Raw genomic sequence first — 22,558 nt, 5'->3', positions numbered from 1 at the left:
CCCCTTCTCAGCCTATTCATATGGAGTGGGGAATAGGAGAACACGGCGACACGACCCCACGGAAGACAGGCGTTCGAATTCCATCGCCGCAGCCGTCGCTCCGCTGTGTCCTGAGGCCTGGCCGACGGACGATGAGGTCCGCGACCTTGATCACCTGGGGCTGGCCGGCACACTCTTGATCGAAAAGATCCACGCGCGGCAATTTTTGGCAATCGGTTAACAGCACATGTCTGCGTTGCTACAGTCCGATTTCACACATTGTCGGTGCTCAATCATTCGCCAAGGAGGCGTCATGAGCATTCGATCCACCCTGCCCAGATTCCGTTCCTATGCTGCAGCGATGGCTGTGGCAACCCTCGTGCTGACCCTGACCGGTCAGCAGCCAGCCGGCGCCGCCGACGATCCGCCGTTCGCACCCTACCAGGAAATGCACGCGAACTGCACCGTCACCCATCGGCTCAACGACGACCCGATCGTCTTCCCGGGCCTGGTCGGCGCCTCGCACAACCACACGTTCGTCGGCAACCCGGCGACGAACGCGAACTCCACGCCGCAGTCGCTGGTCGGCGGGGCGACGTCCTGCGAGGACACCCTCGACGCGTCGGGCTACTGGTTCCCGACGCTGCTGCAGAACGGCGTGGTGCGGCTGCCGGACAAGCCGACGGTCTACTACAAGTCCGACGTGAAGGACTACCGCACGGTGCGGCCCTTCCCGCCGGGCTTCCGGCTCGTCGTCGGGGATGTGCGTACGCCGGACGCGGCGCACTTCACCGGTGACTGGCAGTGCCCCGGCTACAAGGGCAAGGAGATCCCCGCGTCGTGCCCGAGCGGTTCCTCGCTGGTCATCCGCATGAAGGCGCCGAGCTGCTGGAACGGCGTCGACCTGGACCCCGCCGACCACAAGTCCCACATGACCTGGCCGGTCAACGGCGTGTGCCCGGCATCGCACCCGGTCCCGCTGCCCCAGCTGCAGGTGAAGATCCCGTACCCGCTGCCCGGCGGAGTCACCGGCGGGCTGTCCTACTCCTCGGGCGCCAGCTACTCGTTCCACTACGACTTCATGAACGGGTGGAACAACGCACGCCAGGTCTACCTGGTGGGCCACTGCATCAACGGCGGGCGCCAGTGCAACGGCTACGGCATCGATCCCCACAAGCCGTAGTAGCTGGCAAATTTGCCAACTGACTGGCAAATTTTGGCAAACGATTGCCATGCATCGATGCCGGTCCTAGATTTCCCGACACACCGCATGCGGCCTTAGTGGCGGCGCCTGGGCCCGGGCGCCGCCTCCGTTCCCCGCATCGCCGTCGCCCTCGGTGATGTCCGTCCCTGCATCGGGAGAACCTAATGCGTGTCCTGCTCAGAAGTCGGCGGCTCACGGTCGCCCTCTCCGCCCTGGCGCTGGCCGCCACCGCCGTGGTGGTCACCGCCAATGCCCCCGCCGCCCTCGCCGCCGGCTGCGACACCGCGGCCAACATCGCCCTGAACAAGCCCGCGACGGCCTCCTCGGTCCAGGGCAACAGCTACCTGCCGGGCAAGGCCGTCGACGGCGACGCCGGCACCCGGTGGTCGAGCCAGTTCAGCGATCCGCAGTGGATCCAGATCGACCTCGGCGCCGGCACCCCGGTCTGCCAGGTGGTCATCAACTGGCAGACGTCGTACGCCAAGGCGTTCCGGCTCGAGCTGTCCGACGACGGCGCGACCTGGACCTCGATCTACTCCACCACCACCAGCACGGGCGGCGTGCAGACGATCAACGCCACCGGCACCGGCCGCTACCTGCGCGTCTACGGCACGCAGCGGGCCAACGGCTACGGGTACTCGATCAAGGAGCTGAGCGTCTACCGCGGCGACGGAGGCGGCGGCGGTTGCCAGACGCCCCCGCCGGCGGCGCAGGACCTCGGACCCAACGTGGTCGTGTTCGACCCGTCGATGTCCAGCTCGTCGATCCAGAGCCGGCTCGACGCGATCTTCGCCGAGACCGAGAGCGCCCAGTTCGGCACCTACCGGTACGCGGTGGCCTTCAAGCCGGGCACCTACAGCGGCATCAACGCCAACACCGGCTTCTACACCTCCGTGATGGGGCTGGGCCGCAATCCCGACGACGTCACCATCAACGGCGACGTGACCGTCGACGCCGGCTGGTTCGGCGGCAACGCCACGCAGAACTTCTGGCGGTCGATCGAGAACCTGTCGATCGTGCCGAGCCACACCGACAACCGGTGGGCGGTGTCGCAGGCGGCGCCGATGCGCCGGGTGCACATCCGCGGCGGTCTCAACCTCGCCCCCAACGGCTACGGCTGGGCCAGCGGCGGCTACATCGCCGACAGCAAGATCGACGGCAAGGTCGGGCCGTACTCGCAGCAGCAGTGGTACACCCGCGACAGCCAGATCGGCAGCTGGGGCAACGCCGTGTGGAACATGGTCTTCTCCGGCGTCACCGGCGCCCCGGCCAACAGCTTCCCGTCGCCGACCTACACCACCCTGCCGACCACCCCGGTCATCCGGGAGAAGCCCTACCTCTACCTCAACGGTGCCAACTACAACGTGTTCGTGCCCAATCTGCGCACCAACGCCGCCGGCACCACCTGGTCCGGCGGGTCCACCCCGGGCACGTCGCTGCCGCTGACCCAGTTCTACGTCGCCCGGCCGTCGGATTCGGCCGCCACCCTCAACAACGCCCTGGCCTGCGGGTTGGACCTGCTGTTCACCCCGGGCATCTACCACCTGAGCCAGGCGCTGAACGTGACTCGGCCCAACACCGTGGTGCTGGGCATCGGCTACCCGACCCTCATCCCGGACAACGGCAACGCCGCGATCACGGTGGCCGACGTCGACGGGGTCAAGCTCGCCGGGATGCTGCTCGACGCGGGCCCGGTCAACTCGCCGTACCTGCTGCAGGTCGGGCCGACCGGCGCGGCCGCGAGCCACGCCGCCAACCCGACCACCGTGCAGGACGTGTTCCTGCGCATCGGCGGAGCCGGACCGGGCAAGGCCACCACGGCGATGATCGTCAACAGCGCCAACACCATCATCGATCACATCTGGGCATGGCGCGCGGACCACGGCACCGGCGTCGGGTGGACCGTCAACCCGTCCGACACCGGTCTGATCGTCAACGGCGCCAACGTCTCCGCCTACGGCCTGTTCGTGGAGCACTTCAACAAGTACCAGGTCATCTGGAACGGGCAGGGCGGCCGCACGATCTTCTTCCAGAACGAGATGCCCTACGACCCGCCGAGCCAGTCCGCCTGGCGCAGCGACGCCCGCGGGTACGCCGCGTACAAGGTGGCGGATTCGGTCACCTCGCATGAGGCATGGGGCCTGGGCAGCTACTGCGTGTTCACCGCGGACCCGAGCATCGTGGCCGAACGAGGCTTCGAAGCGCCGGTCAACCCGAACGTCAAGTTCCACAGCATCCTGACGATCTCGTTCGGCAAGGGATCGATCGAGCACGTCATCAACAACACCGGTGCGTCCACCGGGACCACCGTCAAGCCGGTCAACATCGTCAGCTTCCCTTAGCAGCCGGGGCGGCCCTCGCCGGCTGAACGGCCAGGTGAGGGCTCGTCGACTCCGCATGGTCCGGTGCGTCGGCAACACGCCACTCGGTCGTGTTGCCGACGCACCCCCGGCTCACGTCGGCGCCGGGTCGACAGGTCGAACCACATCAGAGCGGTCTGCACCGCGTGCGCCGCCGAAGCCACCTCGGCATTGACGTTGCTGCCCTGTCGGCCGCCAGTGCTGCCAGCTGGCCCACACGGAGAAGCTGACCTCTCGGCCGCACGGAGCCGCCAGCGGGCTCGCGCCGATGCCCTCGAAGCCCCGTTGTTCAGGCCGGCCTCGCGGCGACGGGGGATTGCTGAGACCAGGCCGGCGACCGCTAAACGCGTGGTCGGCGGAACTCGTCGCCCTTCACTCCGGCGACGAAGTCCGACCAGGCCGCCGCCGTGAATGCCAGCGCAGCGCCGTCCGGTTGCTTGGAGTCTCGTACGCCGACGGTGTCACCCGCCAGGGCGACTTCAACGCACGCGTTCTGGCCGTCGCTGCGGGTGCTCTTGCGCCATTCCACATTGGGGAGTTCACGCACGGCGGGCCTTCCTGACCTGGGCCTACAGACTCTTCGCCACCTGCGAGATCAGCGCCAGGGACTGCACGTCCGGCAGGGCGGCACTGCGTAGGTGATTGAACGCCACAGTACACCGTGTGATCTCCGAAGGCTCTTCAAGGAACGTGGCACCGGCGATGTTTTCGGCGTAGACAACACGTGAATCGATCTCGTCCGGGAACTCGAAGACCATGAAACCACTGCCCATTCCGCCGTGGGCACCGGAGGTGAACGGCATGACCTGGAGTGTCACGTTGGGCATCTCGCCGGCGGCTGTCAGCCGTTCGAGTTGAGCCCTCATGATGTCCGGTCCACCGACCGTGCGGCGCAGCACCGCCTCGTCCATGACGACCCAGAAGTCCGGCGGGCTGTCACTGGTGAGCACGCTCTGGCGGGCCATCCGCAGCGCCGTATGGCGCTCCACCTTCCCCGCCTCATAACTGGGGCGCACGGCGAGGAAGAGCTCGCGTGCGTAGTCCGGCGTCTGCAGCAGGCCGGGAACGTAGTGGCTCTCGTAGCTGAGGATGGCCGAGGCTTCGGTCTCCAATCCGACGAACGTCTTGAAGGCGTGGCTCATCACATCGTTGTACGCCTGCCACCAGCCGCGCTGCCTCGCCTCGCGAGCCAGCAGGACCAGGGCGTCCGCCTCCGCTCCGGTCACCCCGTAGACATCCAGCAGCTCCCGGACGTCGCCCGGCCGAATGCCCAGCCGCCCGCTCTCGATGCGGCTGATCCGCGAACCCGTGCACCCGATCTGCTGGCCCACCTCGTCACAGGTGAGCCGCGCCGCCTCACGGAGTCGGCGGAGCTCGCTGCACAGGCGGCGCTTGCGAACCGTGGGACTGTTGGCGCTCGCCACGTGCCCGCCTCCAGATCGGTCATGCACCTAAGCGTCAATTGCTGAATGGAATATTGCCAAATGGTACCCGACCAATCAGGATGAGTACATGTCCGTGTGTCTATCGCCGGAACGGGGACATGGGGCCTCACGCTGGGAAGACTCAGCCATACCCGGGGAGCGGAAGTGCCGAGCGACGATGACCTCTGCCGCGGATACACCGTCCACATCACCTTCGAAGCCCGGGACGTGACCGAGGCCCGCGATCGCGCAGTGATGTACGCCGAAGCGCTCTGCCTGCTCCGGCCGGAGGTCTCGCTGCTGGACACCCGACTGTCCCCGGCGGAGGTCTGGCACCGGACCGAGCCGACCTTCTGCGGACAGGAGGGGCCGGAGGGCGAGCTCTGCACCGACGTCCACCGGCACCCCGGCTTCCACAGCGGCCCGGGCCTGGGCTCGCTGTCGTGGGGCGAGGGAATCTGACGGGCGAGGCCGTCACGCGCCGGTCGGAGTGAGCTCCCGGCGGCGGGGGACAGCCGCTATCAGACACAGCACCACCGTGCCGCCGAAGAGCACTCCCTGCTCGGAGATCGAGTCGTCGACGCCCGCGACCGGCACCGGGTCGAACACCCCGCGCGGATCGGCGATCAGGTCCACCTCCGCCGCGCACTCCGCCCCGACGATGAGCGGCACGCTGCCCGGGATCACCGTACCGTCGGCGCGGGCGTAGTGGCACTCCACGTCCGCACCCTTGCGGCGCAGCTCCCCGTTCTCCGTCGTGCCGCTGAGCAGGCCGTGCACGCGGTCGCCCTGGAGAGCCAGCACCATCGTGCCGAGGCCGCCGTTGAACATCGTCATGATCCCGGAGACGATCGCGGCGAGCAGCGCGGCGACCATCCACCCCTTGCGGTAGGTCAGCGGCCGGGGGGAGAAGGGCTGCCAGGGGTAGGTGTACAGGGCGCCGACCACCGCCAGCAACGGCACGGACCACCAGCGCAGCACCGGGACCAGCCCGGTCAGCGCCAGGATCGGCGGGACCGCCCGGTCCACCGGGCCGCGCTCGCGCCAGGTCACCACCACGCCGGGAATGATGATCACGGCGGCGAAGAGCCAGATGTAGACGTGGTAGGGGACGAGCACGGTGCTCGCCGCACTCCCGAGCAACCAGGCCGAGAGCGCGGCGAGCAGCAGTCGATGCGCGTTGTGGAACATCCCCGAAGCCTGCCATGCGGGGTCGGCGCAGGGTCGAGGGGATTAGACCTGCGCGGGCACCGTCGGCCCGGAGGCGCTCTCGATGATGCGGCTGACGACGAGGCCGATGAGGATGGCGCCGCCCGCGACCAGGAAGTTGGACCAGGAGGCGAAACCCTCCAGCGCCAGGAGCTGGGTGATCGTGCCGATGAGCACCGCGGCGAACAGGGTGCCGGTCACCCCGGCCCGGCGGCCGAAGACGCTCACCCCGCCGAGCAGCGCGATCGCGAGCGCGGTCAGGGTCAGCGTGCCGCTGATCCCGGGCGGCGGGCTGGCGTGCAGGCGCAGCGTGAACGCGACGCCGCCGAGCCCGGCGAGGAACGCCGAGCCGGTGAGCCCGACGATCGCCCCGATGCCGGGGCGGAAGCCCGCCCACGGTCCGGCGGCGACGGCGCCCCGGCTGTGGCTCAGCGTGCGGCGCAGGCCCGGGATGAGCCAGATCGCGCCGCCGGCGAGGGTGAGCACGGCGAAGGCGACGAACCAGAGGGGCTGCTTGCCGCCGGCCTCGGTGAGGATCACGATCGTCTTCGAGTGGAATGCGGCGAGCAGCCCCGCCTCGATGAGCGCGGCGGCTCCCAGGGTGACGGCCCAGGTCGGCACGGACAGGACCGCGGTGATCAGGCCGATGAAGAGGGCGGCGATGACGGCTGAGGCGACACCGATCGCCATCGCACCGACGAGCGGCATCTGCTCGGTGGTGAGCTCCGCGCCGATCGTGCCCGCGCCGACGGCGAGCGCGCCGACGGCGAGGTTCGGGGTGCCCGTACGCAGCGACAGCGCCATCGCGGCGCCGATCAGGCCCAGCGGCGCGACCTGCGACAGCAGCGTGTCGAGCCCGGCCCGCGACGAGGTGTTGAGCAGCAGCACGATGGCGCCGAGCGTGGCGATGGCGAGCAGCGCCTCCCATCCGATGTGGACGATCAGCTCGCGGCCCGCAATACCCTGGCGCGGCGGTGGTGTGGCGGGCACGACCGGGGGCGGCGGCGCCGTTGGCGTGGCGAAGGGATCGGCGTATGCATCCGGTGCGGGGTTAGTCATGCCGACCATAGTGGCGCCCCGGATCATCCGGCGCATCCGCGAGGAAGCGGAAATTACCGAGCTGCGGCGTTGACCTGCTCCTACGATGAGCGGCGTGACGACGGACACGATCAGAATTCGAGGATTCCAGCACGACTTCGCGCGGCGGCAGGCGACGCGGGTCGTCGAGTTCCCGGGCGGCTTCGCCGTGCACAACGACGACTACCCGGACTCCTACGAGCACAACCGTGCCGTCGTGACCGGGACCGGGCGCGAGCTCGAAGACCCGCAGGCACTGCTCGGGATCGTCGAGGAGGTCTTCACCGAGGCCGGCCACCGGCACCGGCAGGTGCTGGTCGAGGACGACGCGCTCGGCGAGCACCTGGCGCCCGCGTTCGTCGCCGCGGGCTATGAGCACGGTCGAGAGGTCGTCCTGCGGCGCGCGCCCGGCGGCGGGGAAGCGGCGGTCGGCGTACCCGTCGAAGAAGCGCTGGACCGGCGCGACCTGGACCTGCTGGTGTTCCGGGACTGGCGCGCGACCCTACCGCCGGAGGTCCCCGACGACGTCGTGTGGCAGCTCGCCCATCGGCGGTCGGCCCGCCTGCGCGGAGCGGACGAGGTGGCCTTCCTGGTGGTGCGGGCCGAGGGCGGGGTGCGCGCCTATGTCGACCTCTACCGGACCGGGTGGGTCGCGCAGATCGAGGACCTGCTCACCGAGCCCGGCTTCGGCCGCCGCGGCTACGCCGGCGCCCTGATCGCCGAGGCGCTGCGGCGGGCCGGGGCGGCGGGAGCCGAACTCGTCTTCATCGTGGCCGACGTCGACGACTGGCCACACGGCTGGTACGCCAGGCTCGGCTTCACCGAGGCCCTGCGCCAGCACTCGTTCACCCGGTCGCCCTAGCGCAGCCCGGTCGGGTGAAGCCCCTGCTCAGACGGGTGATGGTCCATTGCCGGGCGGCTCGCGCGCTCGCTAGGTTGAACGCAGCGTGACCGTTCGACTTCGAATGGCTGCGAACCCCCACCCTGAAAGGCATCGCCATGCGCCGGATCGCCACCGTCGCCGCGCTCGCGTTCTGCGCGGCACTGCTTCCCGCCACCGCGGCCCACGCGGCCAACCCCGCGGTCATGATCGTGAAGGTCTACGCCAACTCGCCGGGTGCCGACACCGGCAGCAACGCCAGTCTCAACGGGGAGTACATCACCCTGAAGAACACGACTGCGGCGACGATCAACCTCTACCGATGGACGATCCGCGACAAGGCGAACCACGTCTACACCTTCACCGGCAACTTCAACCTGCTGCCCGGGAGGTTCATCAGCGTCCACACCGGGTCGGGGACGAACACCGGCGGCAACCGCTTCTGGGGACTCGGCGGCTATGTGTGGAACAACGCCGGTGACACCGCCTACCTGCGGACCCCGTCCGGCGCGAACTTCGACACCTGCACCTGGGGCGCGGTGGCGAGCTACAAGCTTTGCTGAATCCGGGTACGCGGCGGGCCCGGTCACCGAGGGGGTGCCGGGCCCGCCGTGTCGCTGCGGAACTGCGGTCACGCACGGTCATGCCCTACCCGGTGGGGTACCCGGGAACGGCTGGGTGCTTTGCTCTGCTTACACCGACGCATCGGCCACTAGGTCCGGACATTCCCGGTGATGTGTGGGTGTAAGCAGAGCAAAGCGTCGCACGCGCACTCCCGGACTCCTCCGACCGGGCCATCACGGTGCGTGACGGCCGTCAGGTGCTCAGGGCGTGAGCGCGATGTTGGTCAGGCCCGTGACGGCGTTCGTGACCGTGTTGGAGGCGTGGACGACGTTGAGGTTGCCCAGGCACTTCGACGTTGAGATGATCTTTATGGCGTAGGCGCCGACCCCGCCCAGGTCGGAGGTGTTGCCGCGCCAGACGTTGCCGCAGCCGTTGAGGAACGACGGCGTCGTGACCGGGTTGTGGGTCTCGTAGCCGTTGGCGAAGGTCCCCGGCAGGGCGAACGTTCCCGTGTTGTTCTCGATCAGGTAGCCGATGCCCTTGGCGTCGATCCACGAGTCGGCGGAGTTCTGACCGGATATGCCGCGCCCGTCGAAGGTGTTTCCCCTGATCACGCCGTTGAAGGTGCCCTCCTTGATGTCGATGGACTCACCGGCGACATAGGGGCCGATGCGGTTGTTGAGCACCTGCACCCGGTCGGAGCGGTCGACACCGCCGCTGTTGCCGTGGCAGGCCCAGTTGGAGCCGGCTGAGCCGAGGTAGACGCCCTCGCCGTACATCGGCTGCACCAGGCCCGTGTACTCCACGATGGAGTTGCGGATGACGCCGTCGGCGGAGCTGCGCCGGAAGTGCACGCCCTCCTCCTCGATGTGGTGGACCCAGACGCCGTCGATCGTGACGTGCGGCGAGTCGTCCAGCACGATCCCCTTCTTCGACTCCGCGACCGTGAAGCCGGTGAGGTTCCAGTAGGGGGCGCTGGCGAGCCACAGGCCGTAGCCCGAGTCCCAGCCGGCCGTGGGTGCGGGGCACGAGGGCGCGGTGCCGCTGGGGCCGTCGTTGACGAGGACCGCCGTGCGGGGGCCGGTGAGGGTGATGGGCGCGGACGGCGTACCCACCCGGGTTGTCGAGAACGCGCCCCGGTAGGTGCCCGGCGCGAGCCGGATCGTCTGCCCGGCGGTGGCCGCGTTGAGCGCGCTCACGAGCTGAGCCGCGGTGGCGACGTCGACGACGGGGCCGGTCGGCGGCGAGCTCGACGCGGAGGGCGAGGGCGACGGGGTCGCCGAGCGCGAGGGTGACGGGGAGGGCGATGCGGAGCGCGACGGCGAGGGTGACGCCGACACCGAGCGCGTTGGGGAGACGCTGGGGGAGGGTGAGGCCGGGCCGCCCGCGCAGGGCGCGCCGTTGAGGGTGCAGTTGAGGGGGAGGCCGGTGCCGGCGGCGTTGAAGCCGAAGGACTGTGCCGCGCCGGGGTTGACGGTGCCGTTCCAGCTCAGGTTGGTGAAACGGTAGTGCTGGCCGGTCTGGGTGCGCGTCGCGTCCCACGATGAGGCGACGGTGGTGCCGGTCGGCAGGTCGAACTCGACGGTCCAGCCGGTGGCTGCCGCGTCGCCGCTGTTGGTCACGGTGGCCCGCGCCTCATAGCCGGTTCCCCACGCGCTGACCTGCACGACGGTCGCGGTGAGCTGGGGCGCCGCGGCCTGCGCGGGGGAGGCGAGCAGGGCGGGAAGCGCGGCCGCGACCAGGCCTGCGGCAGTCGCCGCGATGACGATCCGATGTGTACGCATCAACTGTCTCCTTTAGGAAAGTTAACAGTCTGATCGACCCATCGGCACTGCGCAATGACTGTTCTGAGGTGGTGGCACGCTCCTATGAGCGGGCGGTGACAGCCGGTCGCCACCGCCCGCCGCATCGATCGGCTGATCGCCCCGCGCGTCCAATCCCGTGCAGCCCTTCCCGCGGATGAGAGCCGGTGCGGCGCTATTCCTTCGTCGCGGTGGCGATCAGTGGACGGGGTGCCGGCCTGCCCAGGATCAGGTCGGCCGCCTTCTCGCCGATCGCGATCACGGTGGAGTTCGGGGCGCCGCGACCGGGGCGGGGCATGATCGAAGCGTCGGCGACGCGCAGCCCCTCGATCCCCTTGACGCGCAGCTCGGCATCGACGACCTTGCCGATCATGCACGTGGACGTCGCGTGGAAGATGGAGTGCGCGTGCAGCCGGATGTACTCGACCAGGTCCTTCTCGGAGCCCGACGCGGGCGCCCGGAGCATCGTGCCGGTGTAGGGCTGCAAGGACTTCTGCCGGGCGATCTCCAGACCGGCGCGCACCCCTCCGACCGCCGAGAGCAGGTCGTCCGGTGCGGTGAAGTAGTTGTGCACGATCTTCGGTTTGGTGGTCGGGTCATCGGAGTCCAGCGACACGTCGCCGGTGCTCTGCGGGTTCAGCACCACCGGGCCGAAGGTGATGCCGTGTCCGGAGGGCAGTCCCAGGCCGCTGTCGGCGAACATCAGCGGACCGGAGTAGAACAGCACATCGGGTGCGGCGAGCCCGGCGCGTGTGCGGATGTAGCCGCCCGACTCCGGTCCGTTGGATGTCAGCGGGCCGGTGCCGTGCTCCTGGAACTCCCTGACGTACTCCGGCTGGTGGGCGATGAGGGTGCTCACGGGGTGGTCGTGCGGGAACACCATGGGCACGATCGGCTGGTCGTGCAGGTTCTGCCCGACATCCGGGTGGTCCAGGAGCACCGGGATGTCGACGGCCGAGAGCACCTTCGCCGGGCCGACACCGGAGTGCATCAACAGGAACGGCGTGTTGTACGAGCCGCTGCACAGGATGACCTCGCGGCTTGCCCGCAGGGTGATCTGCTCGTCGAGCCGGTACCCGGTGACACCGACCGCCCGGCCGTTCTCGATGAGGATCCGGTGGATCTGCAGGTTGGTCTCGAGCGTGAGGTTCGGCCTGCCCAACGCGGGGCGCAGGTACGCGTCGGCGGAGCTCCACCGCCGGCCGTCGCGTTGCATCATCTGGAAATAGCCGAAGCCGTCCTGGCGGTCACCGTCGTTGAAGTCGGTGTTGTAGGGATGCCCGGCCTCGAGCGCGGCGTCGACGAAGGCCTTGGCCATGACATTGTTCGACCGGCCCTCCGACACCGACATCGGGCCGCCGGCGCCGTGGAAGGCCGATTCGCCGCGCTCGTTGTCCTCGGAGCGCTTGAAATACGGCAGGAGGTCGGCGAAGGTCCACCCGGGCTGGCCCCAACTGTCGAAATCGGAGGGGTTGCCACGCAGGTACAGTCCCGCGTTGATGGAGCTGCTGCCGCCCAGCGTCTTCCCCCGCGGCAGGTAGATGCGGCGCCGATGCAGCATCGGCTCCTCGTGGGAGTCGTAGTCCCAGTCGATCCGCGAGCGGAACAGGGTGCCGAACGCGGCCGGGATCCGGATGTTCTCGGCGTCGTCGGCCGGGCCCGCCTCCACCACGCACACCGTGATGCGGGGGTCTTCGCTCAGCCGTGCGGCCAGTACGGAACCGGCGGAACCAGCGCCGACGATCACATAGTCGTACATTCGCTTCTCCTTCAAGAATGGCTTCAGACGTAGAGGGAATTGGGCTCCAGACCGCAGAGGATCCGTCCGTAGAGTTCGAAATTCGTCTCCGGTGCGTTGAGGGCGTGCAGGTTGACCGCGCGGACGTCACGGGCTATCCGCTGGATCGGGTGGGAGCGGTAGATCGACGAGCCGCCGCTGGCCATGCTCAGCAGATCCACCGCGGACTGGGTGAGCTCGCAGACGGAGCCGACGTCGGCCCGGCTGCGGGTGCGCTCCAGCTGGGTCCACGGCTCGCCGCTGGCGGCCTTGGCGTCGACGAGTCTGGTGAGCCGGTCGGCGTGGAATTCCGCCTGGTCGATCTTCTGCGCCACCTGGGCCACCTTGATGTGGGTGACGGGGGCGTCCGCCTGGCGTTCGTACGACGTGTAGGTGATCTTGCGGTCGCCGAGCCGCTCGAAGAAGGTCTCCCACGCGGCTCTCGCCATGCCGACGACCACTCCGACGCCCGAGGCGTTGCCGACGGCGACCAGGGGCGTGCGGTACATCGGCAGTTCGGCGTTGCGCGGCGAGGCGGGCTGCGCGGCGAGCACATCCGCCAGCGGCACGATGCGCTCCTGCGGCACGAACAGATCCTTGGCGACGGTGGTGACGCTGCCCGATCCCTCCATGCCCGAGGTGTGCCAGTCGTCGATGATCTGCAGATCGCTCATCGGGACCATCGCCATCACCGGCCAGGCGGTGGCACCGTCCGGCGACGGCGCCATGGCGAGGACCTCCTGCCAGTGGCTGTGCAGCGCACCGGTGACGAAGGACCACGCGCCGTTGAGCACCATGCCTCCGGGCGCCGGCGTGCCGACCGCGCTGGGAGAGAGGGTGCCGCACACCCGCACGTCGGGAGTCGCGTAGATCTCGTCCTGGACCCCGTCCGGGAACATGCCGACCATCCAGCCGGGGATGGTCCATACCGTGGCGACCCATCCCGCCGACCCGTCGCCCCGGCCCAGTTCGGCCATGACGTCCTTCTGCGTCTGCATGTCGGACTCGTAGCCGCCGTACCGGATGGGAGTGCGCATCCGCAGGATGCCGGCGTCGGCGATCCCTTCGATGACCTCGTCGTGAAGGCGCCGGTTCTGCTCCGCCCAGCCGGCGTGCTTGCGCAAGAGCGGGACCAGGTTCGCCGCCCGCCGTACGAGCTCCTCACGGGTCGGTCCCGTGGAAATACTGCTGGTCATTGTTCCTCCAATGATGTGGCGTGGTGGGAACGTCAAAACCTGCCTCAGTGACCATGCCATCGAGCAAGATCTATCGCATCTCCCCGGGTGCGCTGCGCGGCGCAATGTGGAACGTGAATGTGAGGGCCCCCGCCTCGCGGCTGCGCGACACATGGCAGGTCATCGGGCTTTTTGTCATAGGCGGCGGCTATGGTGCGGGTACCGGCTTGCCAGGGGCCGGGCACGAAGGAGAACCGATGCACGCCACCCCCGCCGCTCCCGTCGTCGACCCCGCGCAGGCTGAGCAGTTCCGCACCGAGGGCGAGTACCTCGACGCCATCGCGCAGGTCCGGGCTGCTGCCGCCGCCTACTTCGAGGGCACCGACCTCGTCCTCGACGACGCCGACTACGACTCGTTGATCGCCCGGATCGCCGCCACCGAGGCCCACCGGCCGGAATGGCAGTCGGACGACTCGCCCACCAGCACCGTCGCGGCCGGGATGGCCGTCGTCGGCGACGTCGTGCACAGCCAGCCGATGCTGAGCCTGGACAACGTCTTCGACGAGGAGACCCTGCGGACGTGGGCGGCCCGCCTGGTCAAGCAGATCGGGCACGAGCCGGCCCAGTACACCGTGGAACCGAAGATCGACGGCCTCGCCATCGCCGCCACCTACGTCGACGGCCGCCTGACGATGGTCGCCACCCGCGGCGACGGCCGCGCCGGTGAGGACGTCACCTCCCAGGCGCGCCTGGTCGCGGGCCTGCCGCCGCAGCTCGCCGCGCCGGTCACCGTCGAGGTCCGCGGCGAGGTGTTCATGACCGACGACGACTACGCCCGGGCCAACGAGATGCGGACCTCGCACGGCGAGCAGGCCTTCGCCAACCCGCGGTCGGCCGCCGCCGGATCCCTGCGCGCGCAGCGCGTCTACGATGTCCCGCTGTCGTTCTACAGCTACGCCGCCCACGGCGTGCCCGACGACCACGCAGACACCCATTCCGCGACGATGGAGTACGTGGCCGGCCTCGGTGTCGCCACCACCGCCCAGTCGCCGGCGGGACTGACGATCTGCACCGGCATCGACGAGGTCTACGACGCCGTCACCGCGCTCGGTGCCGGCCGCGGCGACCTCGGGTTCGGCGTCGACGGCGTCGTGATCAAGGCGAACGCCGCCGCCGACCGCGACGCCGCCGGGTTCTCCAGCCGGGCGCCGCGCTGGGGCATCGCCTACAAGTTCCCCGCCGACACCCGCACTACGACGCTGCTCGGCATCGACGTGCAGGTCGGCCGGACCGGCGTCATCACACCCGTCGCACGCCTCGAACCCGTCCAGGTCGGCGGTGTCGTGGTCACGTCGGCGACGCTGCACAACTTCGCCGACCTCGTGCTCAGGGATGTCCGGGTCGGCGACGTCGTCTTCGTCCGCCGGGCTGGCGAGGTCATCCCCGAGATCACCGGTGCCAAGCTCGACCAGCGCCCCGCCGACGCCGTCGCGTTCGAGCCGCCGACCGTGTGCCCCCGCTGCGAGGGCGAGATCGACACGTCACAGAAGCGGTGGCGGTGCGTCCGAGGCCGTGCGTGCGGGGCGAAGGAGGCACTGAGCTACTACGCCAGCCGGGACGCGATGGACATCGAGGGCCTCGGTGACAAGATCATCGTCGCGTTGATCGCAGCTGGGCTCGTCACCGACCCCGCCGACCTCTACGACCTCACCGTGGAGCAGCTCCTGGGCCTGGACCGGATGGGCCAGATCTCGGCGGCCAAGCTCGTCTCCAACATCGAAGCATCCAAGGCCCAGCCGCTGTCGCGGGTCCTGATCGGGCTCGGTCTGCGCATGACCGGCCGTTCCCTGTCGAGGCGGATCGCCCGGCACTTCCACACCATGGAGGCGGTCCAGGCCGCCGGTGTTCAGGACTGGGAGCAGGTCGAGGGCATCGGGCCGGGCCGGGCTGCCGTCGTCGTCGCCGAGGTGCTGGAGGCCGCCCCGACCATCGCGAAACTGGTCGCGCACGGGGTCACGATGACCGAACCCGGCGTCCGCGCCGCCGCCCCTGCCGGTACCTCGGCCGACGCCGCTGACGACCACACCGGGCTGCCCCTTCGGCGTGCCGACGGCACCGCGATGACCGTCGTGGTCACCGGCTCGGTGCCCGGCCTGAGCCGCAACGAGGGCAACGAGGCCGTCGAGCGACTCGGCGGGAAGTCGTCGGGGTCGGTGTCGAAGAAGACCGACCTGGTCGTGGTCGGCGAAGGCGCGGGCTCGAAGGCTGACAAGGCCGCAGAACTCGGCGTGCCGGTCATGCCGGCCGAGACGTTCGCGGCACTGCTCGCCGCTCACAACGCCGGCGACAGCCAGGCGGCCGCGGATCTGCTCGCCGCGGCGCTGCCCGCGAAGTAGGGGTCGGGGGCAGCTCCCGCCGAGCACGGCGGGTGTTGCCCCCGACCGAGGGGTCAGCCGCCCCCGCCCGGTCCGCTGGGCAGAGCGCCGGTGACGGCTTGTGTCTCCCGCCGGCTCATCTCCTGCAGCGGCGCACCGTCGCTGTTGCTGAGGATGACGCCGACCCAACCGGTGTCCGGGTAGATGGTCCAGGCGGCGCCGATGCCTGGATTGGCGCCGGCGCGCCCGAACGCCCACTGGCCGTTGACGATGCGGACCGGGATCCCGTAGGCGCCGAACGACGTGGGTCCGTGCGGGACCTTGGCGGCGGTCAGCACGTCGGCCCACGGGCGCTCCAGCGCCGTCCCGTCGCCCAGAGCGTGGGCGAACCGGACCAGATCCGGTGCGGTGGCGAATCCGCCGTCCCCGGGGGCGTCGATGAAGGCGCGGCCCGGGTTCTTGCCGAGCACATACGGGCTGTCCTTGTCCAGGTTGCGGAGTGCGTCCACCCGGCTCCCGTCGGCCAGCATCATGTACGGGTGCGCGATGTGCCTGTCCGTGAGCCACTGCGGCCTGGTGCGGAACGCCGAGCCGGTCATGCCGCAGCGGCGGAAGACGTTCTCCTCGACGTATTCCCAGTACGTAGTGCCGGTCACGGCCTCGACGATCATCGCCGGGATGGCGACCTCGGCACCGGCGTGAGCGGTGGGGGTGCCGACGGGGGCGGCCAGCCGCGACTGCCGGGCCCACTGCTGGTAGAACTCGCGCACCTCCGCCCGATTCTGGAAGACGCGTCGCACGTCCTCGTCCGGGGTGTTCAGCCCGGAGGTGTTGGAGAGCAGGTGGTGAATGGTCACCTGGGTGGCGATGTCGTCGGCGAAGCCGGTGAGGTGCGCGCCCACCGTGTCCGTCAGCGTCAGTCTGCCCTGCTGCGCCAACTGCAGGAGGGCCACCGCGTGGAACGGCTTGCCCGCCGAGCTGAGGCTGAACGCGGTGCCCTCATGGTTGCGGACGCCCTTCTCCCGGTCGGCCATGCCGTAGCTGCGCGACAGCACCGTACGGCCGCGGTGCGACAACAGCACCACGCCGGAGAACCTGTCCTGGGCGGCCAACTGCGCCACGTACCGGTCATAGGCCCCGCCGGGCCGGGCGTCCGGTGGGATCCGCTCATGCCCGGCCGCGCCGGCCGCGTTCGAGGCGGCGTGGCCGATCCCGGCGCTCGCCAGCGGCACGCCGGCCGCCACCACACCGGCGGCCGCCGCCCCGCCCCATCCGACCAGCCGCCTCCGGCCGATCCCACGCAACGAATCCGCATCCATGACTACGGTCCCTCCTGATCGACGATCGGACCGGTTCAGGTCTACCGGCGACCGCCTATCGGCGACCGATCGCCGGACCATACGTCGCCCATATGCGGTGCGGGGGATACTGGGCGGATGCGGGTGCTGCTGGTCGAGGACGAACAGCCGCTGGCCACCTACATCGCGGCCGGCCTGCGCAAGCACGGCTGCGCCGTGGACGTCGCGTACGACGGGCAGCAGGCACTGGACAGGTGCGACGTCGTTCCGTACGACGTGGTGGTCCTGGATCGTGACCTGCCGGTCGTGCACGGCGACACCGTGTGCCGGCTGTTGGCGCAGCGCGGCGCCGCCCGAGTGCTGATGCTCACCGCCTCCGGTGCGGTGTCCGACCGGGTGCACGGGCTGGCCCTGGGCGCCGACGACTACCTGGGCAAGCCGTTCGCCTTCGCCGAACTGGTCGCCCGGGTGCATGCGTTGGCCCGGCGCAGCACACCCGCCGTCCCGCCGGTGCTGCACACGCGGGATGTCGAACTCGATCCGTCCCGGCGTACCGCCGAACGGGACGGCCGGTCGCTGTCGCTGACTCCGAAGGAGTTCGGGGTGCTGCATCGGCTGCTCGCCGCCGACGGTGCCGTGGTGAGTGCGGAGACCCTGCTGGACAAGGTCTGGGACGAGCACGCGGACCCGTTCACCAACGCGGTGCGGATCACCGTCAGCACCCTGCGCCGCAAGCTCGGTGTTCCGCCGCTGATCGAAACCGTGACCGGCGTCGGGTACCGGATCGTGCCATGATCCGGCGGCTGACCGCCCGCAGCCGGCTCACCCTCGTCTACACCTGCCTGGTGCTCGCCACCGGGGTTCTGCTCCTGGCACTGACCTACCTGATGCTGTTGCGGGGCGGCCTGCGGCTGCCTCCTCCGACGCCGGACGGCGACACCGGCGGGCGACTGCGCGCGGAGGCGATCTCCGATCTGCTGACCCGGGCCGCGGTGCCGCTGCTGGTGGTGACCGTGCTGGCGACGCTGACCGGTTGGCTCGTGGCCGGGCGGATCCTGCGGCCGATCCGGACGATATCCGGTACGGCGAACCGGCTGTCCGCTGAGAACCTGTCCGAACGCGTACCCGTCGGCCGGCCCGCCGACGAACTCGCCGCGCTGGCCGCCACGATCAACGGCATGCTGGATCGCATCCAGCACGGCGTGGCCGAACGCGATCGGGCGCTGAGCAGCCAGCGCCTGTTCGTCGCCAACGCGGCGCACGAACTGCGTACCCCGCTCACCACCATGCGTACCGCCGTCGACGTCACCCTCGACGGCACACCTGACCGGGCCGAACTCATCGCGATGGCGGCCGACGTCGCCACCGCCGTCGGCACCGCCCAGCGGACCCTCGACGGGCTCCTGGTCCTGGCTCGCAGCCAGGCCGGTCCACTCGACCGGATGCCGGTGGACCTGGCTGAGGTCGCGGCTGCGGCAGTCGCCGATGCCGCCGATCGGGCGGCGACCGCCGCCGTCACCGTGCGGGCCGACCTGCTGCCGGCGCTGGTCGGCGGCGAACCGGTGCTGCTGGAACGGATGGCCGGCAACCTGCTGGAGAACGCGCTGCGCTACAACCACGCCGGCGGACACGTCACCGTGGCCTCCGGCACGGCGAACGGAGAGGCGTTCCTGCGGGTCGTCAACACCGGTCCGCTGGTCACGCCGGACGAGCAGCGACGGATGCTCGAGCCGTTCGTCCGAGGCCCAGCCACCGGCATCCGCGGAGCCGGGCTCGGTCTGTCCATCGTCCTGGCGGTCGTCACCGCGCACGACGGCGTCCTGTCCAGTACCGCCCGGACGACCGGCGGCATGGACATCGCCGTACACCTGCCGCAGAACCCGGCCCCGGCTCCTGAGTGACGCCCACGCGGAGTCTTGCAATGTGTTATCCGGTTATTTCCAACGTGTGTCGGCGACGCCTTCCCTGACCCTCATCTATCCTATAGGATATTCCAAACTTGTGACCCTGGTAACAAGACCACGTCCCATCCCCTCCGGGAGGTCTGTCCCATGAGTTTGCGCAGTATCACTACAAGACGCATGCTGTGCCGGGTGACGGCGACTGCCCTCGTCGTCGGCCTGGCTGCGACCATGCCGCTCGCCCCGGCGGTCGCGTCGCCCACCGACGCCGCCTTCAACTCCACCAGCGGCGCTCTCAACGTCAACTACGCCGGTTACCTCTCCAAGCACGACATCGTCTACAACAAGGTCAACACGAACCCCCTCTACGGGTTGACCGTCGGCAACGGCAAGACCGGTGCCATGGCGTGGGGCCAGAACGGCCTGACGATGCAGGTGTCCGGAGTGGACCTATCCCAGCAGTCGGCCTTCGCGGCCGGCAACGTCGGGCTCACCACGAGCCCGGCGATGGACTCCGGCTACACCACCTACCAGCAGCGGCTGTCGCTCTACGACGGCATCCTGACCACGAAGTACGACAGCAACCGCACCGTCACCATCATGGGGTCGCCCAACTCCGAGGTGATGGGCATCCACGTCGACGACTCCCGTGCCGGGGTCTCGTCGATCGCGCTCGACCTGAGCATGTGGGACCCGAACTCGGTCTCCAACTCCGGCGACGTGCCCGACATCAACACCTGGCGGACGGTCTCGACCTTCGCCGATGCGACGGCGGCCGGCTTCAGCCGGGGCCAGAGCGATGCCAACGGCTTCGGTTACACCCTCGCGGCGACGGTGGAGGGCGCTTCCTTCACCACCCAGGTCGTCAACGGGACCCGCGTCCGGCTCAACATCACGCCGACCAGCAGCTACACGATCTGGTTCACCGCTGCGAGCCGGGTCAACTCGCCGGGGGCCAACTCGGTGACCCAGGCCCGCAACCAGCTCTCGGCGGTCAAGGCAACCGGCTACGCCACCACGCTCAACAACTACCGCAACTGGTGGCACGCGTTCTGGGAGCGGTCGTTCGTCCAGTACTCCAACTCGTCCGGCGACGCGGACTACCTGGAGAACGTCTACTACCTGTCCACCTACATGATCGCGGCCGGAGGCTTCGGCAACTACCCCTACCACTTCATCAACGGCGTCTTCCGGGCCACCGGCGACGCGACGAAGTGGAGCAACGGCTACTGGTACTGGAACCAGCGCGATGTCTACAACTCCTTCCTGGCGTCCAATCACGTCGACATGCTGGCGGTCTTCAACCGGCTCTACAGCCGCAACTACAACGCGCTGAAGGCCTATACGCAGACCCGCTACGCGATCGACGGGCTGTGGGTGCCCGAGACGATGGGCTGGGACGGCAACGCCCGGGGAACGGTGGGCAGCGACTACGTCAACGACATCTACTCCACCGGCACCGAGGCCGCCTACAACATGTACCTGCAGTACCGGTACTCGAACGACACCGCCTACCTGCAGAACACCGTCTACCCGTACATGCGGGAGGTGGTGAAGTTCTACCAGCGCAAGTTCACCCTCGACAGCGGCAGCGGCAAGTGGGTGATGGTCAACTCCAACGCGCACGAGACCTACTGGGACGTGCGCAACGCCATCACCGACCTCGCCGCCGTACGGCTGCTCTTCCCGCTGACGATCCAGGTGAGCACCCAGCTCGGCCTCGACAGCGGGCTGCGCGCGGGCTGGCAGTCGATGCTCGACAACCTCTACCCCTACCAGGTGAGCAACGGCGCCTGGCTGCCGCACGACCCGCCGACGTCGCCGACCCGCAACGGCGAGAACGTGTCGGCGGAGCTGATCTGGCCCTACGACCGGACCGGCATCGGTGCGTCGGACTTCCAGACCGCCCTCAACACCTGGAACGTGCGGCCCAACCCCTACAGCAACGTCTGGGCCAACGACGCGGTGCAGGCGGCCCGGCTGGGCCTCGGCGACCAGGCGCTCAGCGGCATGAAGCTGATGCTGCAGCGCTACCAGAACTACCCCAACGGCATGACCAACAACACCAACGGCGTCTTCGAATACCTGGGCGTGCACCTGACCGCGCTCAACGAATCGCTGATGCAGAGCTACAACGACAAGATCCGGGTCTTCCCGGCGGTGCCCGGGGACTCGAGCTTCGTCGGCAAGTTCACCCTGCTCGCGAAGGACGGCTTCGTCGTCAGTTCCGAGCGCGAGGCCGGCGAGATCAAGTACGTCGGTCTCAAGAGCCTCTACGGCAAGGACGCGCGCGTCGTGAACCCGTGGGGCACCCAGCAGGTCCGGGTGCGGCGTACCGGTGACAACGCGATCATCACGACGAGCACGGCGGCCGAGGTCACCTTCGCCACCGCCGCCAACACGGTCTACGTGCTGGAGCGCGTCGCCAAGCCGCTGACCGGCTACACGTCGGTGCAGCTGTCCGGCACCGCCAACCAGGGGCCGAAATCCCTTTCCGGTACGGCGTCCACGCTGGGCCTCGCGGGGGCCGGCGGCGGTGGCGGGCTCGTCAACGACACCGAGCTGACCTACAGCGCCAACTGGTACCACACCACGGGCCGGGGCTACGGCGACTACAACGACGACACGCACCACACCAACACCGTGGGCGCCGAGGCCTCCTACACGTTCACCGGCACCGGGGTCGAGTACCTCTCGGAGCGCAACGGTGACATGGGCAACGTGGACGTCTACCTCGACAACGTCTTCCAGGCCAACGTGAACCTCTACGTCGCGACGGCCCGGCAGGCCCAGGCGGTCGTCTACGCCAGGACCGGCCTGTCCAACGGGCAGCACACGATCCGCATCGTCAACAAGGCGACCGCGGTCGGCATGGTGGACGCGCTGCGGATCACCACCGGCGGCACGCCGCCGGGCTCGACGATCAAGGGTATCCGCGCGCAGGTCAACAGCTTGTACGTCTGTGCCGAGAACGGCGGTGCGGCGGCGCTGATCGCCAACCGGGCCTCGATCGGCGCCTGGGAGCAGTTCGACGTCTTCGATCTCGGCAGCGGCAATGTGGCACTGCGGGCCCGGGTCAACGGCCTCTATGTGACCGCTCCCAACAACGGGGCGAACCCGCTGATCGCGAGCGCTACGGCGATCGGCACCGCGGAAACATTCGGACTCGTCAGTAATTCTGATGGCACCGTGAGTCTGTTGGCGCGGATCAACAACAGATACGTTGTTGCCGAGAACGGTGGAGCGGCGGCCCTGGTCGCCAATCGCACTGCGATCGGCCCGTGGGAGAAGTTCACACTGGTCAATCCTTAACCGTTCGGCGGGGGCTGGGCCTGGTGACCCGGCCCCCACAAGGCACCACGGCACCAAGAACCGGGCTTCGGCGGCCTGGTTCTCCTCCGAGCCGCCCCGGGTTCGCGCTGGTCGCGTACCCCACCTCACCAGGAATCGACATGCTGTCGCCGACCCAGCAGGGCCCGCGCTCCCGCGCCAGGCCTGCTCACCCCACGCCCGCACCCTTCCGTCGGCCTTGC

The 22,558-nt window shown here is 69.2% G+C and carries 17 protein-coding genes; 9 read left to right on the top strand and 8 right to left on the bottom strand.

From position 1 onward, the window contains the following. Window positions 1–340: 340 nt before the first annotated feature. Both F4553_RS08785 and F4553_RS08780 read left to right on the top strand, forming a co-directional pair. Complete coding sequence (locus tag F4553_RS08785) at window positions 341–1,162, top strand: DUF1996 domain-containing protein (protein WP_184834332.1); 822 nt, start codon at window positions 341–343, stop codon at window positions 1,160–1,162. Window positions 1,163–1,347: 185 nt separating this feature from the next. After that, a complete protein-coding gene (locus F4553_RS08780) occupies window positions 1,348–3,525 on the top strand; it encodes a discoidin domain-containing protein (protein WP_184834330.1) in 2,178 nt (725 codons plus the stop codon). Window positions 3,526–3,883: 358 nt separating this feature from the next. On the opposite strand, the gene F4553_RS08775 is transcribed toward F4553_RS08780, so the two are convergent. Both F4553_RS08775 and F4553_RS08770 read right to left on the bottom strand, forming a co-directional pair. Next, on the bottom strand, window positions 3,884–4,090 hold the full coding sequence (locus F4553_RS08775) for a DUF397 domain-containing protein (RefSeq protein ID WP_184834328.1): 207 nt from the start codon (window positions 4,088–4,090) through the stop codon (window positions 3,884–3,886). A 22-nt stretch (window positions 4,091–4,112) separates the two neighbouring features. Next, the gene (locus F4553_RS08770; RefSeq protein ID WP_184834326.1) at window positions 4,113–4,967 is read right to left on the bottom strand and encodes a helix-turn-helix domain-containing protein; all 855 of its coding nucleotides are present in this window, start codon (window positions 4,965–4,967) and stop codon (window positions 4,113–4,115) included. Window positions 4,968–5,132: 165 nt separating this feature from the next. Between F4553_RS08770 and F4553_RS08765 the strand changes: the two genes are divergently transcribed. Further along, window positions 5,133–5,429, top strand: a complete 297-nt coding sequence (locus F4553_RS08765; protein ID WP_184834324.1) for a hypothetical protein — start codon at window positions 5,133–5,135, stop codon at window positions 5,427–5,429. Window positions 5,430–5,441: 12 nt separating this feature from the next. Here the strand turns inward: F4553_RS08765 and F4553_RS08760 are convergent, their stop codons facing one another. Together F4553_RS08760 and F4553_RS08755 are read right to left on the bottom strand one after the other, a co-directional pair. Beyond that, complete coding sequence (locus tag F4553_RS08760) at window positions 5,442–6,158, bottom strand: hypothetical protein (protein WP_184834322.1); 717 nt, start codon at window positions 6,156–6,158, stop codon at window positions 5,442–5,444. A gap of 42 nt (window positions 6,159–6,200) precedes the next feature. After that, window positions 6,201–7,235 carry an ABC transporter permease gene (locus tag F4553_RS08755; protein ID WP_184834320.1) on the bottom strand — a complete coding sequence of 345 codons (1,035 nt, stop codon included), beginning with the start codon at window positions 7,233–7,235 and terminating at the stop codon, window positions 6,201–6,203. Between the two features lie 94 nt (window positions 7,236–7,329). On the opposite strand from F4553_RS08755, the gene F4553_RS08750 reads away from it, so the two are divergent. Continuing rightward, window positions 7,330–8,115, top strand: coding sequence for a GNAT family N-acetyltransferase (locus tag F4553_RS08750; protein WP_184834318.1), 786 nt, complete (start codon window positions 7,330–7,332; stop codon window positions 8,113–8,115). Between the two features lie 137 nt (window positions 8,116–8,252). Next, window positions 8,253–8,696 carry a lamin tail domain-containing protein gene (locus tag F4553_RS08745; protein WP_184834316.1) on the top strand — a complete coding sequence of 148 codons (444 nt, stop codon included), beginning with the start codon at window positions 8,253–8,255 and terminating at the stop codon, window positions 8,694–8,696. Window positions 8,697–8,957: 261 nt separating this feature from the next. Here the strand turns inward: F4553_RS08745 and F4553_RS08740 are convergent, their stop codons facing one another. The 3 genes from F4553_RS08740 to F4553_RS08730 form a co-directional block, all read right to left on the bottom strand. Beyond that, window positions 8,958–10,481 (bottom strand): cellulose binding domain-containing protein, encoded by a 1,524-nt coding sequence (locus tag F4553_RS08740; RefSeq protein WP_184834314.1) that lies wholly within the window; start codon window positions 10,479–10,481, stop codon window positions 8,958–8,960. A gap of 193 nt (window positions 10,482–10,674) precedes the next feature. Next, a complete protein-coding gene (locus tag F4553_RS08735; RefSeq protein WP_184834312.1) occupies window positions 10,675–12,258 on the bottom strand; it encodes a GMC family oxidoreductase in 1,584 nt (527 codons plus the stop codon). A gap of 23 nt (window positions 12,259–12,281) precedes the next feature. Further along, window positions 12,282–13,472 carry an acyl-CoA dehydrogenase family protein gene (locus F4553_RS08730; RefSeq protein WP_184834310.1) on the bottom strand — a complete coding sequence of 397 codons (1,191 nt, stop codon included), beginning with the start codon at window positions 13,470–13,472 and terminating at the stop codon, window positions 12,282–12,284. A 236-nt stretch (window positions 13,473–13,708) separates the two neighbouring features. On the opposite strand from F4553_RS08730, the gene ligA reads away from it, so the two are divergent. Continuing rightward, a complete protein-coding gene (gene ligA / locus F4553_RS08725; protein ID WP_184834308.1) occupies window positions 13,709–15,847 on the top strand; it encodes an NAD-dependent DNA ligase LigA in 2,139 nt (712 codons plus the stop codon). Window positions 15,848–15,900: 53 nt separating this feature from the next. On the opposite strand, the gene F4553_RS08720 is transcribed toward ligA, so the two are convergent. Continuing rightward, entirely contained in the window at window positions 15,901–17,145 is a 1,245-nt protein-coding gene (locus F4553_RS08720) for a serine hydrolase domain-containing protein (protein WP_184834306.1), read from the bottom strand. Window positions 17,146–17,262: 117 nt separating this feature from the next. On the opposite strand from F4553_RS08720, the gene F4553_RS08715 reads away from it, so the two are divergent. The 3 genes from F4553_RS08715 to F4553_RS08705 all read left to right on the top strand — a co-directional run bounded on the left by F4553_RS08715 (window position 17,263) and on the right by F4553_RS08705 (window position 22,337). Beyond that, entirely contained in the window at window positions 17,263–17,919 is a 657-nt protein-coding gene (locus F4553_RS08715) for a response regulator transcription factor (protein ID WP_184834304.1), read from the top strand. After that, window positions 17,916–19,025 (top strand): sensor histidine kinase, encoded by a 1,110-nt coding sequence (locus F4553_RS08710; protein WP_184834302.1) that lies wholly within the window; start codon window positions 17,916–17,918, stop codon window positions 19,023–19,025. Before F4553_RS08715 ends, F4553_RS08710 begins: the two co-directional genes overlap by 4 nt. 231 nt (window positions 19,026–19,256) lie before the next feature. Beyond that, on the top strand, window positions 19,257–22,337 hold the full coding sequence (locus tag F4553_RS08705; RefSeq protein ID WP_246466685.1) for a glycosyl hydrolase family 95 catalytic domain-containing protein: 3,081 nt from the start codon (window positions 19,257–19,259) through the stop codon (window positions 22,335–22,337). Window positions 22,338–22,558: the final 221 nt, after the last annotated feature.

The organism is Allocatelliglobosispora scoriae (assembly GCF_014204945.1).
In the GTDB taxonomy this organism is placed as follows: Bacteria; Actinomycetota; Actinomycetes; order Mycobacteriales; family Micromonosporaceae; genus Allocatelliglobosispora; species Allocatelliglobosispora scoriae.
The sequence above is the reverse complement of the archived record's forward strand: the minus strand, read 5'-3'. Positions and strand labels throughout refer to the sequence as shown.

What these genes read in the sequence shown, in the direction of transcription:
- ligA (WP_184834308.1), top strand. Translation starts at nt 13,709, where the DNA reads ATGCACGCCACCCCCGCCGCTCCCGTCGTCGACCCCGCGCAGGCTGAG.
- F4553_RS08730 (WP_184834310.1), bottom strand. Translation starts at nt 13,472, where the DNA reads ATGACCAGCAGTATTTCCACGGGACCGACCCGTGAGGAGCTCGTACGG.
- F4553_RS08705 (WP_246466685.1), top strand. Translation starts at nt 19,257, where the DNA reads ATGCCGCTCGCCCCGGCGGTCGCGTCGCCCACCGACGCCGCCTTCAAC.
- F4553_RS08780 (WP_184834330.1), top strand. Translation starts at nt 1,348, where the DNA reads ATGCGTGTCCTGCTCAGAAGTCGGCGGCTCACGGTCGCCCTCTCCGCC.
- F4553_RS08715 (WP_184834304.1), top strand. Translation starts at nt 17,263, where the DNA reads ATGCGGGTGCTGCTGGTCGAGGACGAACAGCCGCTGGCCACCTACATC.
- F4553_RS08760 (WP_184834322.1), bottom strand. Translation starts at nt 6,158, where the DNA reads ATGTTCCACAACGCGCATCGACTGCTGCTCGCCGCGCTCTCGGCCTGG.
- F4553_RS08785 (WP_184834332.1), top strand. Translation starts at nt 341, where the DNA reads ATGGCTGTGGCAACCCTCGTGCTGACCCTGACCGGTCAGCAGCCAGCC.
- F4553_RS08720 (WP_184834306.1), bottom strand. Translation starts at nt 17,145, where the DNA reads ATGGATGCGGATTCGTTGCGTGGGATCGGCCGGAGGCGGCTGGTCGGA.
- F4553_RS08710 (WP_184834302.1), top strand. Translation starts at nt 17,916, where the DNA reads ATGATCCGGCGGCTGACCGCCCGCAGCCGGCTCACCCTCGTCTACACC.
- F4553_RS08735 (WP_184834312.1), bottom strand. Translation starts at nt 12,258, where the DNA reads ATGTACGACTATGTGATCGTCGGCGCTGGTTCCGCCGGTTCCGTACTG.
- F4553_RS08745 (WP_184834316.1), top strand. Translation starts at nt 8,253, where the DNA reads ATGCGCCGGATCGCCACCGTCGCCGCGCTCGCGTTCTGCGCGGCACTG.
- F4553_RS08740 (WP_184834314.1), bottom strand. Translation starts at nt 10,481, where the DNA reads ATGCGTACACATCGGATCGTCATCGCGGCGACTGCCGCAGGCCTGGTC.
- F4553_RS08755 (WP_184834320.1), bottom strand. Translation starts at nt 7,235, where the DNA reads ATGACTAACCCCGCACCGGATGCATACGCCGATCCCTTCGCCACGCCA.